The organism is Streptomyces sp. NPDC101151, from assembly GCF_044768335.1.
GTDB lineage: Bacteria > Actinomycetota > Actinomycetes > Streptomycetales > Streptomycetaceae > Streptomyces.
Genome location: NZ_JBIWPP010000009.1, coordinates 135335 through 147411, shown reverse-complemented (window position 1 = coordinate 147411; position 12077 = coordinate 135335). Strand labels below are relative to the sequence as shown.

Below are 12077 nucleotides of genomic sequence, written 5' to 3'. Positions count from 1 at the left end.
ACAGCAGAAATGCTCCTACGACAGGAGGCACACCATGCTTGCTCTCGGCATCATCCTGCTCATCGTCGGCTTCCTCACCGGCATTTCGATCCTGTGGACCCTCGGCATCATCCTCGTGGTGGTCGGCGCGGTCCTGTGGATCATGGGCTCCATGGGGCACGCGGTCGCCGGCCGACGCAACTATTGGTGACCGTCGAAAAGGCCGGATGATCGGACGTGGGGGTCACGCCTTGGTTTCCAGGATCGTCCTGAGGGTGGACAGCTCGGTGTCGACCAGGGCGATCTGCTCGTCGAAGAACTGGTCGCCGAAGGTCGGCGGCTGATAGAAGGTGATCATGAACTCGGTGCCGTCACCGTTGGGCACGACGCGGGCGGGGACGCTCCAGGACGCGGTGTCGTCCCGAAAGTCGTGGTCAAGGATGCCGAAAGCGGCGTCGGCGCGAAGCCGGAGTTTCGCGGGGCCCACCGGGGTCGACATGGCCCACCAGTCGGGGTCGCCGGTGGGCTCGATGGACTTGACGTTGACCACGGCCCACTTCGGCCAGTTGGCGGGGTCGGCCAGGAAGGCGAAGACCTCGTCGACGGGGCAGTCGATGGTCACGGTCTTGGTGACGGAACGGGCGGTCATGATCGCTCCTCAGGGAGTCCGGTCGGGTGGTGCGGGGTGGGGTTCGCCGACAAGGTCCCGGATCCACATCTCCAGCTGGCTTCGCTGTGTGGTCTCCAGCGAGCCGAAGAAGTGGGCGTCGTTCCGGTCGGCCAGGTCGGCGAGGACGGGGACCAGGGTGCGGCCCTCGTCCGTGAGAACGAGTAGCACGGTGCGGCGGGAGGCCGGATCGGGCTCGCGGCGGACGAGGCCCTTGGCGGCCAGGCGGTCCACGAGCCGGGAGACGGCTCCGGGGTCGATGGCCATGTGCTGGGCCACCGCCTTGGTGGTGGTGTGACCATGGAACACGCTCGCCATCACCCCCCACTGGGAGGCGGTGACGCCGTGCCGGCCGATCTCGGCTTCGAAGCGGGCGTGGACCTCGTCGGAGAGCCGTCGCAGCCAGTAGCCGAGGTGGTCGTGCAGTCCGTGTGTCGTAGTCACATCTCCATGATGATTGCCCCGGCAATCATTGTCAAGGCAATCGTGAACGCGTGAAAAAGAGCAGCCGCCGGCACCCGATATATCAGGCGGGTCCTACAGCCGCACGGTGATCTCCACACCCACGTCGTCGCCCTCCGCGAGGCCCTCCGGCTTGCGCACGGCGTTCTTCAGCGGCAGCAGATAGGACCCGGCCTTCGGGAAGAGCGACGTCGTGAAGACGGTCGCACCGATCCTGGCCTCGACCGGAATCACGCCCCAGCCGTACGTGGCCATCGCCGCCACCTCGCGGATGTCGGCGGTCTCCTCGTCCGGCACGGCGACGAAGTAGTAGGGAGACGGCCCTCGCCATTCGATCACACGGCCGGTGAAGGAGAGTTCCATGCGGTCGGTCCCGTTCCTCGAGGAGCGCAGGTCGGCCCAGCGTACAGGCGACGTCCTCGACCTCAACGTGCCCTGGCCGTGTATCAGTTGGCCGGCTCCAGGCAGCTGCGCCAGGTCAGCCGGGACGCGGCTCGGTCTCGGTGTGCACTGCTCGGCCCGTCGAGGTGGGGCGGTGCCGTCGTCCCCGGTTGCGGCGACGGCGCGTACGCAGCCGACTGGACCTCAGCCGCGGGACGCGCTCTGCGGGGACTTCGCCTCCAGTCGCGCCAGAGCCGGGTGCAGACCGGTGGGGACGACGCCGCAGGCGAGCACGACGGGGTCCATGCGCCGAGCGTAGGGCGCGGCGCGGTGCGGCTACAACCGTTATGGGCGAGGGGAAGGGCGCGGGTCAGTGCGGCAGTCGGCGACTTGAGCCGGCCGGTCCCAGGCCCGCCCCGTTCGAGCGCCGCCCCTCGTAGGGTTCGGGTCAGAGCTTGGCGCCGAAGTCCTGTGTCCACCACGGGCCGCCCGACCCTCGGTGGACGCCCACGCCGATCTCCTTGAACGAGCAGTTGAGGATGTTGGCGCGGTGGCCGGGGCTGTTCATCCAGGAGTCCATCACGGCCTGAGGCGTCTGCTGGCCCTTGGCGATGTTCTCGCCGTACGTGGACCAGCGGTATCCGGCGGCGGTGATGCGCTGCCCGGGGTCTGCACCGTCCGGGTTGGTGTGCTCGAAGAAGTTCCGGGCGGCCATGTCGTCGGAGTGGTCCTGTGCGGCCTTCTCCAGCTGCGCGTTCTCCGAGAGCGGCCCGCATCCCGCGGCCGCCCGCTCCTTGTTCACCAGGGCGACCACCTGCGTCACCGTGTCCGAGGGACTCGACTGCGCCTGTGTACTGGGCGCGGTCAGCGGGGGGCGTACCGACCGGCTGGGAGCCGGTGTGCTCTTCTTCGCGGGTTTGGAGGTCTCCTTCGCTGGGCTCGCCTTCTTGGAAGGCGACGCGGACGGTGTCGCGGTGGCCGACGCCGACGGCGAGGTCTCGACGGCACGGGGTGCGGAGAGGTCGACGACGGGATCGCCGGCGGGCCGCGCCGCGGTCGCCCCTTCGTTCCCCGTGCCGGGGTCCGCACCGAAGTACCAGATGCCGCCGCCCGCGACGCAGGCCGCGACGACGGCGCCACCGACGGCCCGGCGTCGGATCCGCCGACGCCTGCGGGCCTCGCCCCGGGAGGGCGTGCGGCCGCGCGACGCGCGGTGCCCGGCCGCCGGGCCCGCTTCGGCACGGTCGTCGGATGCGTCGAGCCGGGACGCCGAACCGGCCATGGCCATCCCGCCCGGGCCGTTCCCCAGCGTCGCCAGCAGCCCGGTCGACACCGCGACCAGCGCCAGGCCGGCCAGCAGTCCCTCCGCCGGCATGAGTCCGCTCCACAGGCCGGAGCAACGCACGCAGCCGCGGGCGTGCCGGGCTATTCGCTTGCGCCACAGCGTTGAGGGCCGACCGTCCCAGGCGGCCAGTACGCCCCGCAGTTCCTCGCACAGCGGTCGCGAGTCGAGCGCCCGCACCACCACACGGGCAGCCTCCAGCTGCGCCTTCATCCGCTGCACCCGTACCGCCGTGTGCTGTGGCGACATCTCCAGGGCCGCCGCGACCTCGGCGCGGGTCAGCTCGCCGGCGCACTCCAGCCACCACAGCGACAGCAGTCCTCGATCGTCCGGCTCCAGCCAGCGGGTTGCCCGGGCGGTCTCCTGGCGCTGGCCGGACAGTTGGAGCTGCACCATGGTCAGGTCCACGAAGTCCGCTCCCGGATCCGCGAGGTCCTCGGCCTCCTCGACACCGCCGGGCGCGACCTGCCGGTCCTGCCAGTGGGTCCGGACCTGGTTCATCGCGATCGCCACGAGCCAGGAGCGGAAGCTCTCGGGGGTACGCAGACCTCCCAGCGCGTCCAGGGCACGGAGCATGGTCTCCTGCACCACGTCGTCGACATCGACCGAGCCGTTCAAAGCACGCCCCACGATGTTGTAGACCAGCGGGAGATACGCGCTGACCAGGGCGTCCTGGGCCTGCGGATCACCCGCGCGGGCGGCGGTCACCAACGCCGCCGCCTCCACCGTGTGCTGTGTACTCATCAATCGCTTCCCTGTCCTCGATGCCGAACGGTGCTGTCCGATATCTGGGGGACCGCTCGGCAAGCCCCCGATAACAGTTCTTCGGAGATTCGTTCGACGAGAGACTGGCCGCACCGGCCCCGCCCTCGCAATGGGACACGTCACAGGTGGCGCACAACGGGGCGTACGCCCGGGAGTTCGGTTACCTGGCGTACAGGTCCTAACGGCACAGTTCGTCCCCCAGAGCCGTGCGCACGTACCAGACGGTGCGACCGCTGCGGGTGCGGCTGAGCAGGCCCGCGTCGTAGAGGATCGCCAGGTGCTGGCTGACCGCGCCGGGGGTGACGTCCAGACGGTGGGCGAGTTCGGTGGTGGAGGCGGGTTCGGCGAGGAGGCCGAGCAGGCGGGCGCGGGGGCGGCCGAGAAGTCGCACCAGGGCACGGTCGGTCACCGGCGGCGGTGCCTCGGACAGGGTGGCGCGGCCACGGGCCGGATAGATGAGCACCGGTGGGCGCGACGGGTCGATCACCGTCTGGGCGCCGCGGGCGAAGAGCGTCGGCATCAGCACCAGGCCGCGCCCGGCGATGCGGATGTCGGCCGGTGGCCAGGGAGCCGTGTCGCCGGTGCGGGTCAGCCGCAGTTGCTCACCGGTCCACACGAGTCGGGTGTCGAGCCCGACGAAGAGCGCCGCCGCCCCTTGCTCCGCCAGCACCCGTGCCTGATGGGCGAGATCGGCCTCCAGGATGCTCTGCACGCGCGGCCACCAGCTGTCGCTGAGGCAGGTGCGCCAGTAGGCGTCCACGGCGTCCGTGAGTCGGGTGAGGAGGACTTCGGGCTCGGCCAGGCCTCGCCTGAGGACCGGCGGAAGGGCCTCCTTCGTGCGGTAGGTGGCGTGGAAGTCGGCGACGACGACGTCCGGCGGGGTGCGGCGGACCTCGTCGAGTTCCTCGGCGAAGACGGGGCGGGCGCGGGCCGGACGCGGAGTGAGGAAGTCGGGCACCCACAGCCAGGGGGCGATCAGGGCGCTGAGCAGGTCGCGGTCGAGCGTCTCCAGGTGCGGGCGGATGCGGCGCAGCCACGGCCGGTGGTGCGGGTACCGGGCCGGGTCGTGCAGGCAGCGCAGTGAGAACACCGCCTCCTGCAGCGGGGAGTAGGCGAAGGAGGTGGTGGCGAGGTCGCCGACGGCGAAGCGGAACTCGATCATTGAGTGGAACGCTAAATGATTGTCGGACAGCGGTGGATACCGGGTTGGCTGTCGGTCATGACCACGACACCCACTTCATCCGCCCCCGACCAGCACCGCAGTCCCGGGGCCGGCCGCGCCACCCGTGCGGGCGGGCTGCTGCCGGCCGACCCCGTACTGCGCCTCGCCACCCTCCTGACCGCCGTCAACTCCCTGGGCAACGGGCTGTACTTCCCGCTCGGCGTCCTGTATTTCACGCGCATCGTCGGCCTGGACGCGACCGCGGTCGGAGTGGGGCTGACGGTCGCGGGCCTGGTGGGTGTCGTCGCCGGAGTACCCGCCGGGCGGGCCGCGGACCGGTGGGGCGCGCGGCGGGTCGCGGCTCTGCTGTGGGGCGGCACGGGAATTGCCACGGCCGCGTACACCCTGGTCCACTCCTACGCCGGATTCCTCGTCGCGGTGATCTGCGCGACGACGTTGCAGACGTCGAGCCGTGGTGTGCAGGGCGCGCTGTACGCCGACGTGCTGCCGGCGGCGACGCGGGTGGAGGCGCGGGCGTATCTGCGGATGGTGACGAACGTCGCGATGGGCTTCGGAGGCGCGCTGGGCGCGGTCGCCCTGCAACTCGACACGCGGGGCGCGTACATGACGGTGATCGCCCTGAACGCGCTGTCCTTCGCGGGTCCCGCGCTGCTGGTGCCGCGGTTGCCGCTGGCGCCGCATGTGCGTGAGCGCGTGGTCCTGGACGCAGGCGCCCCGGCCGCCGACCGCTGGCGGGCGGTGCGCGACCTGCCCTTCCTGACGGTGACCGTGCTCAACGCCGTGCTGGTCGTGCAGTACACGCTGGCCGAGGTCGGGATGCCCCTGTGGATCGTCGAGCGGACCGAGGCACCGCGCTGGACGGCTGCCCTGCTGATGATCCTCAACTGCGCGCTGGTGGCGCTCCTTCAGGTGCGGGTCGCCCGCCGCGCCTCCCAAGTGCCCAGCGCGGTACGGGCGCTGGGCTGGGCGGGGCTGTTGCTGGCGGCTGCCTGCGCCACCTACGCCCTGTCAGCGGGCCTCTCCCCCGTGTGGGCGGTGGTGCTGCTGAGCGTCGGGGCGGTGGTGCAGGTCTTCGCGGAGGTGCTCTCGGCGGCCGGCGGCTGGACCCTCGGCTACGAACTCGCCGACGCCCGCGCACACGGCGTCTACCAGGGAGTGTTCGGCGCCGGCATGTCGGCGGGGATGATGGCGGGACCAGCGCTGGTCACGGTCACCGCGATCGCCCACGGCACGCTCGGCTGGGCGGTGCTCGGCGTGGTGTTCGCCGTGGCCGGGCTCGCCGTTGCCCCGGCCGTGCGCTGGGCCCAGCGCGACGGAGCCTGGCGGGGCGAAACGGCCTGACGCCACCCCTCGCCGTCGTTCGAACGGTCCGGCCGCGCGCTGCGACCGGCTCACCCTGCAGATACCTGCCGAGGGGAAACGGTCTGATGCGACCTCTCGCCGTCGTTCAAGCCGCTCCAGCCCCGCACTGCGACCGGCCAACCCCACAGACACCTGGCGCGGCGAAACGACCTGACGCAGCTGATCGAAGCGTCAGGGGACCGAACCGGGCGGGCCGGGCCCCGCCCTCACGGGGGCGGCTGGGTCCGGTCCGGGGTGTCGATGTCAAGGGCAGCGGTGCGCAGGGCTGTTGCCACGCGGGCTTCCGCTTCGGCCGGCGGATGCGGCAGGCGGGCCGGCAGCACGCGGCGCTGTTCCTGGGGGCCGCCGCGGACCGGCAGGATGCGGACACCGGGGGGGTGCGGCAGAGGCGAGGGAGGCGGGCGCGGTGGTCAGTCCGCACCCGGCGGCGACGAGGTGGAGCTTGGCCAGCCAGTCACGGGCCGTGTGCGTGATCTCTGGCCGCTCGTCGAGGCCGGGCCAGACCCCCATCAGCCGGTCCTCTCCCGAGGAGGAGCCCCCGCTCCAGCGCTGCCCGCGCAGATCTGCCACGTCGACGAAGTCGCCGCGGGCGAGCGGGTGCGAAGCGGGCACCGCGAGACACAGCGCGCGTTCGGTGAGCGTCCCCACCACCAGCGGGGGCGACTCGAGGTCCGGCGGACGGAAGGGTGGCGCGGACGCCAGCAGGGCGAGGTCCAGGCTGCCGGCGCGCAGAGCGCGTACCAGGGCGGGGGTGCCGCCCTCCCGGCCGATGACGTGCAGACCGGGATCGGTGGCGCGCAGGGCGGTCAGGGCCCTGGGCACCAGAGTCGCACCGGCGGTCGGGAACCGGCCGAGCCGGACCGTCCCGCCCTGCCCCGGAAGGCCGGACAGTTCATCACCACCCCGTTCGGTTTTTCGGCACAGCCGCGGAGGTCGCCGAGGGAGTCGATCTGACCGGCCGCCGTGCGGTGGTCACTGGCGGCTCCTCCCCCTCCTCGACGGCATCGGCGGCCGCTTCTTCGTCGACTGCAACGAGACCGTGGTCGTCGACCGCCGCTCCGGCACGCTCGACGGCGTGGCCCGCTACACCGTCGACCCGGACAACGCCCGGCGTCTGTGGGAACTGCCGCAGGAGCTGCTCACCGCCGCCTGAGGAGCCCGGTCGTTCCCCTTGTCGCGCAGGGCACGCTCCCTGGCCGCCTCAGGGCTCGCGGTGCTCGTGTGCCGCCTTCTCCAGCGCCTCCGCCTCCGCCTCCGCCACGCGCGTCTCGGCCTCCACGTCGATCGTGCGTGTCAGCCACCAGTACAGCAACGCGGAGACCGGCAGACCGACGAACAGAGCGATGTCGGCTCCGCCGAGCGCCTCGGCGGCGGGGCCGACGTACAGGGTGCCGACGGAGAAGAACGGGATCATGACGGCGAAGCCGACCACGTACGCGATGATGCCGTGCCAGCCCCAGCGACCGTAGATGCCGTTCGGGTTGAAGATCTCGGCGATGGCGTAGTGCCCGCGGCGTACGACGTAGTAGTCCATGAGGTTCACGGAGGTCCACGGGATGAACAGGTAGAGCACCAGCAGCAGGAAGTTATTGAAGTTCTCAAGGAAGTTGGAGGTCGCGGCCAGGGCTCCGACCAGGGAGAGCGCCGCGGTCAGCCCGATGGTCAGCAGCCGTACGCCGAGCGTCGGGTGCACCCGCTTGAACGAGTCGATGGCGCTGATGAGGGTCAGTGAACCGCCGTACATGTTCAGCGCGGTGACGGAGATCAGGCCCAGGGCGGCGAAGAGCAGCACGATCACGCCGAATCCGTCGAACACCTTGTCGCCGGCGGCGTTGATCGACGCGATCGTCTCGAAGTCCTTGCCGGCCCAGGCGGCCAGCAGTGTGCCGAGCACCATCAGCCAGATACCGCCGAGCGCGGACCCGAAGTACGTCCAGTAGAAGGTCTTGCGGACCGTCACGCCGGGCGGCAGGTAGCGCGAGTAGTCCGAGACGTAGATGGCCCAGCTGATCTGGTAGCCGGCGACCACGCCGAACTGGGCCAGGAACGGGGTCCACTTGAAGGCGCCGAGGTCGAAGGAGCCCGCCGGGTAGTGCAGGGTGACCAGGATCCCGACGGTGAAGATCCCGAAGATGACGAGGAAGGCGTATGTCAGGACCCGCTCGGCCTTGTGGATGATGTCGTAGCCCACCAGCGCGATGACGAGCGCGACCGCGGTGACCACGACCACCCACAGCTTGATGCTGCCGTGCAGGGTGGTGTGGAGGGCGTCGGCGGCGAGGACGCTGTTGAAGACGTTGAATCCCGCGTACTGCACATAGGCGAACAGCCACACCAGGAGGGCGCCGACATAGCCGAACTGGGGGCGCGACTGGATCATCTGCGGCAGGCCCAGCTGGGGCCCCTGGGCCGAGTGGAAGGCCATGAAGAAGGTGCCGATCAGAGTGCCGGCGACGATGGCCAGCAGCGACCAGATGAGGTTGCCGCCCTCGGTGATGCTGATCAGCCCCACCGCCAGGGTGGCGATCTGGGCGTTGGACATGAACCACAGCGGACCCAGATGCCAGAGCTTGCCGTGCCGCTCGTCCAGGGGGACGTAGTCGATGGACCGGACCTCCAGGCCCGACACCCTCGGCTCCGCTGATGTGCTCATGACGCCTCCCGAGCCCGGTCCGCCTCTCTGGTCACTCCCTTCCCTGCACATCACGCGAGCAAGCCGATCCGTCGATCACACCATGTGATGACCGGTCACGTTCGGTTCCCTGCCCCTGCTGTTGTTCTGCTCACAATTCATGCCGAAAAGGGCCCAGCCGTGGCAGCGGTCACTTCGCGGATCGGGTGTTTTGTTTACGTTCGCAGTCCTGTGTCCCTGCCCCCGAACTGCCGAGGCCTCACCATGGCGCACCGAATCCGCTCCTTGTCGCACCCCCGAGGCACACGTGCGGCCGCCGGTGGCGTGCTCGCGGCCACGGTGGCTGCGCTGCTCGCGGGCGGTGCGACCGGCCCGGTCACGGCCGCCGCGGCCACCACGTCGACGCGGTCCGGCTCCACCCCGGCCGATTTCCCCGCGTCGGTGCAGGCGCGGGGCAAGGCCCGCGTGACGGCCGCGGTGCTCGATCTGGACGGCACGGGCCGGAAGCCCGCCGTGTACGGCGCCGACGCCCCGTACGACACGGCGAGCATCATCAAGGTCGACATCCTCGCCGCGATGCTGCTGCGGGCGCAGGACTCCGGGCACGCCCTGACCGCCGGCGAGCGCGCCCAGGCGAAGGCGATGATCGAGCGCAGCGACAACAAGGCGGCCAACGCCCTCTGGCGGCGCATCGGCCTGGCCTCGGGTCTGCAGGCGGCGAACAAGCGGCTGGGGCTGACCTCCACCAAGGGTGGCCCCGGCGCCAAGTGGGGGCTTACCCGGACCACGGCCAGCGACCAGATACGGCTGCTGCGCACGGTGTTCGACACCGTGCCGAACCAGAAGGCGGGCTCCGCGTCGGCGCTCAACGACACGTCCCGCACCTGTCTCCGCACGCTGATGAGCCACATCGCAGCGGACCAGTCCTGGGGCGTCTCGGCCGCCGCCGACTCCGGATGGGCGCTGAAGAACGGCTGGCTGCAGCGCAACACGACCGGCCTGTGGGACGTCAACAGCGTCGGCCGGATCACAGCCGGCGGACATCACTACCTCGTCGCGGTCCTCTCGGACGGCAGCACCTCGATGAAGGACGGCGTCGCACTGGTGGAACGGGCGGCCCGGGCCGCCGTCTCCTCGGCGACGGCCCACTGACGGGTCCGCGTCAGGGGCGCCGCCCCCGGCTCGCGCCGAGGGCTGTCCCCGCACGCAGCAGGAGTCAGGAAGGCTTCGCCGCCGTGACCGCGGTCACGGTGACCTTGTTGTCGCACTCGGCGAACTCCCCGTCGGAGAGGGCGACCTGGTGGGCCCCCGCCCCGGGCAGGCCGACGACGAGCGTCGGGTACACAGCGGGCTTCGCACCGGACTCGCAGTAGCCGTCGCCCTCGCCCTGCACCTGGACGAAGGTCAGCTTGACCCACGCCTTGCCGCCCGGCGCGACCGTCACGCTCGACGCGGAGCCGCTGGGGGTCACCGACAGCGGGCTGTTGTGCTCGGGGGAGCCGTTGCCCGCACCCGCCACCGACGGGTGGCCGCGCAGAGCGCACGCCTTGCCGGAGACGTTGCTGAACTCGACGATCGCCGCTCCCGTGCCGGTGCCGACCGGACGGTCGGCAGCCTGGTACGCCGTCGCCTTCACGGCCGTGGCCGCACAGGCCGGCACCGTGCCTGCCGACGCGTGGGAAGCCGGTGAGGAGGCGGCACCCGAAGGGGTCGCGGTGGCGGCGCCGGAGGGCCGCGAGGTCCCGGTGGCAGGGCTCGTGGGCGAGGAGGCCGTGGGAGAAGCCGGCGCCGTGGCCGGGGTCCGGGACGGCGACTCGGCCGCGGGATCGCCGCCACTCGACTGGCACGCCGACAGCGACAGGGCTGCCGCGATCGCGGCCGTCGCCGACGCGGTGACGCGGATGGTGTTGCGGTGCTGCATGGGGTCCCCCGATTTCCGAAGTGCTCAGACGGACCGGCTCCGAGCCGGTGCTCACGGACACAGACAGGACCATCTGACCAGGGGTTCCGCCATGGATCACCTGTGACATGCCAGTGACAGGAACCGGGCCGGATCGGCACGGAAGCCCAGGGGGCGGGGGCCGGGCGGGGGACCTCCGGCGGCGTGGCGTGTGAGGTGGGGGCCGGGTCGCTGGTGAGGATGGCTCTCTGTGCGAGCCGGTTGGAGGCGGGTATGACGGTGAACCGGATCGGCCTGGTCGTTCACGGCGGACGGGCGGAGGCCGTGGCGGCCGCGAGCGACGTGCGCGAGTGGTGTGCCGAGCATGCCGTGGGATGCGCGGACATCGATGTGTGGCAGGAGGGCGAGCGGCACAGCGCCCGGGAGGAGATCGACTCCGCGCACGATCCGGATGTCATCGTCACCCTGGGCGGCGACGGGACCTTCCTGCGCGGCGCCCGGCTGGCGGCCGAGAACGACGCCCTGGTCCTCGGCGTCGACCTCGGACGGGTGGGCTTCCTGACGGAGGTCCCCGCCGCCGCGGTGCGCACGGCGCTGGACGCCGTGCGCGAGGAGCGGATCACCGTCGAGAGCCGGATGCTGCTCACCCTGCGGTCGTCGTGCCGGCTGGAGGTGCCGGAGCACATGGAGGCGCTGGTGCGGTACGGCCGTGGACCGCTCCTGCCGCCGCCCCGCGTACGCAGGGAGTGCGAGGCCGGTGACGACTGGGGCATCGCCCTGAACGTCACCGCGCTGAACGACGTCGTCCTGGAGAAGCTGGCCAGGGACCGGCAGGTGTCGGTCGGCGTCTATCTGGCAGGCCGGCTCCTCGCGTCGTACTCCGCCGACGCGCTGCTGGTGGCCACGCCCACGGGTTCGACCGCGTACAGCTTCGCCGCCGGTGGTCCGGTCGTCTCACCCCGTGCCGAAGGCCTCATCTTCACGCCGGTCGCCCCGCACATGACGTTCAACCGCTCGGTGGTGGCCGCCCCCGACGAGCCCATCGCCCTGCGGGTCCTGGAACGTTCCGGCCAGGCCGCCGTCAGCATCGACGGCCAGGTTCGCGGTGTACTCAACCCGGGGGACTGGATCGGCGTGTACGCCGCTCCCCGCCGGCTCAAGGCGGTGCGGCTGGGCCCCATGGACTTCTACGGCCGCCTGCGCGAGCGCATGAACCTCACCGACGCGCCGGCCGCGCTCGCCGACGGGGTCGCCGCTCCGCTGTGGCCGGTGACCACACCCCCGCCGGGCGACCTCGCGCACCTCGCGCTTCCCACCGCTCCCGACGCGCCACGACTTGCCTGAGGTCCGCCGGATGAGCGTCCGGGGTTTCGTAACGCGCCCGATGTCATCGGTCGTCCGTGC

Annotated in this window: 11 protein-coding genes and 2 pseudogenes; 5 read left to right on the top strand and 8 right to left on the bottom strand. The window is 71.3% G+C overall.

Annotation, left to right across the window (positions count from 1 at the left end):
* Positions 1 to 34: 34 nt before the first annotated feature.
* On the top strand, positions 35 to 190 hold the full coding sequence (locus tag ACIRU3_RS19385; RefSeq protein WP_404057674.1) for a DUF6131 family protein: 156 nt from the start codon (positions 35 to 37) through the stop codon (positions 188 to 190).
* Between the two features lie 33 nt (positions 191 to 223).
* Here ACIRU3_RS19385 and ACIRU3_RS19380 read toward each other — a convergent pair whose 3' ends face one another.
* The 5 genes from ACIRU3_RS19380 to ACIRU3_RS19360 form a co-directional block, all read right to left on the bottom strand.
* Complete coding sequence (locus ACIRU3_RS19380; protein ID WP_404057672.1) at positions 224 to 628, bottom strand: SRPBCC family protein; 405 nt, start codon at positions 626 to 628, stop codon at positions 224 to 226.
* A gap of 9 nt (positions 629 to 637) precedes the next feature.
* Positions 638 to 1090 (bottom strand): MarR family winged helix-turn-helix transcriptional regulator, encoded by a 453-nt coding sequence (locus tag ACIRU3_RS19375; protein WP_404057670.1) that lies wholly within the window; start codon positions 1088 to 1090, stop codon positions 638 to 640.
* A gap of 93 nt (positions 1091 to 1183) precedes the next feature.
* Positions 1184 to 1471 (bottom strand): DUF1905 domain-containing protein, encoded by a 288-nt coding sequence (locus ACIRU3_RS19370; RefSeq protein ID WP_404057668.1) that lies wholly within the window; start codon positions 1469 to 1471, stop codon positions 1184 to 1186.
* Positions 1472 to 1937: 466 nt separating this feature from the next.
* Entirely contained in the window at positions 1938 to 3575 is a 1638-nt protein-coding gene (locus ACIRU3_RS19365; RefSeq protein WP_404057667.1) for a sigma-70 family RNA polymerase sigma factor, read from the bottom strand.
* Positions 3576 to 3774: 199 nt separating this feature from the next.
* Positions 3775 to 4758 (bottom strand): helix-turn-helix domain-containing protein, encoded by a 984-nt coding sequence (locus ACIRU3_RS19360; RefSeq protein WP_404057665.1) that lies wholly within the window; start codon positions 4756 to 4758, stop codon positions 3775 to 3777.
* Between the two features lie 57 nt (positions 4759 to 4815).
* Here ACIRU3_RS19360 and ACIRU3_RS19355 point away from each other — a divergent pair, with 57 nt between their 5' ends.
* Entirely contained in the window at positions 4816 to 6120 is a 1305-nt protein-coding gene (locus tag ACIRU3_RS19355; RefSeq protein ID WP_404057663.1) for an MFS transporter, read from the top strand.
* A gap of 227 nt (positions 6121 to 6347) precedes the next feature.
* Here ACIRU3_RS19355 and ACIRU3_RS19350 read toward each other — a convergent pair.
* A pseudogene (locus ACIRU3_RS19350) lies at positions 6348 to 7038 on the bottom strand (LysR substrate-binding domain-containing protein); the annotation flags it as partial.
* A 91-nt stretch (positions 7039 to 7129) separates the two neighbouring features.
* On the opposite strand from ACIRU3_RS19350, the pseudogene ACIRU3_RS19345 reads away from it, so the two are divergent.
* Positions 7130 to 7294, top strand: a pseudogene (locus tag ACIRU3_RS19345) (oxidoreductase); the annotation flags it as partial.
* 48 nt (positions 7295 to 7342) lie between these two features.
* Here the strand turns inward: ACIRU3_RS19345 and ACIRU3_RS19340 are convergent.
* Positions 7343 to 8794: a purine-cytosine permease family protein gene (locus ACIRU3_RS19340; protein WP_404057661.1), complete on the bottom strand. Its 1452-nt coding sequence runs from the start codon at positions 8792 to 8794 to the stop codon at positions 7343 to 7345.
* A gap of 243 nt (positions 8795 to 9037) precedes the next feature.
* Between ACIRU3_RS19340 and ACIRU3_RS19335 the strand changes: the two genes are divergently transcribed.
* Complete coding sequence (locus ACIRU3_RS19335; protein ID WP_404057660.1) at positions 9038 to 9925, top strand: serine hydrolase; 888 nt, start codon at positions 9038 to 9040, stop codon at positions 9923 to 9925.
* A gap of 64 nt (positions 9926 to 9989) precedes the next feature.
* Here the strand turns inward: ACIRU3_RS19335 and ACIRU3_RS19330 are convergent, their stop codons facing one another.
* The gene (locus tag ACIRU3_RS19330) at positions 9990 to 10694 is read right to left on the bottom strand and encodes a DUF4232 domain-containing protein (RefSeq protein WP_404057658.1); all 705 of its coding nucleotides are present in this window, start codon (positions 10692 to 10694) and stop codon (positions 9990 to 9992) included.
* 252 nt (positions 10695 to 10946) lie between these two features.
* On the opposite strand from ACIRU3_RS19330, the gene ACIRU3_RS19325 reads away from it, so the two are divergent.
* Positions 10947 to 12017, top strand: coding sequence for an NAD(+)/NADH kinase (locus ACIRU3_RS19325; protein ID WP_404057656.1), 1071 nt, complete (start codon positions 10947 to 10949; stop codon positions 12015 to 12017).
* Positions 12018 to 12077 lie beyond the last annotated feature (60 nt).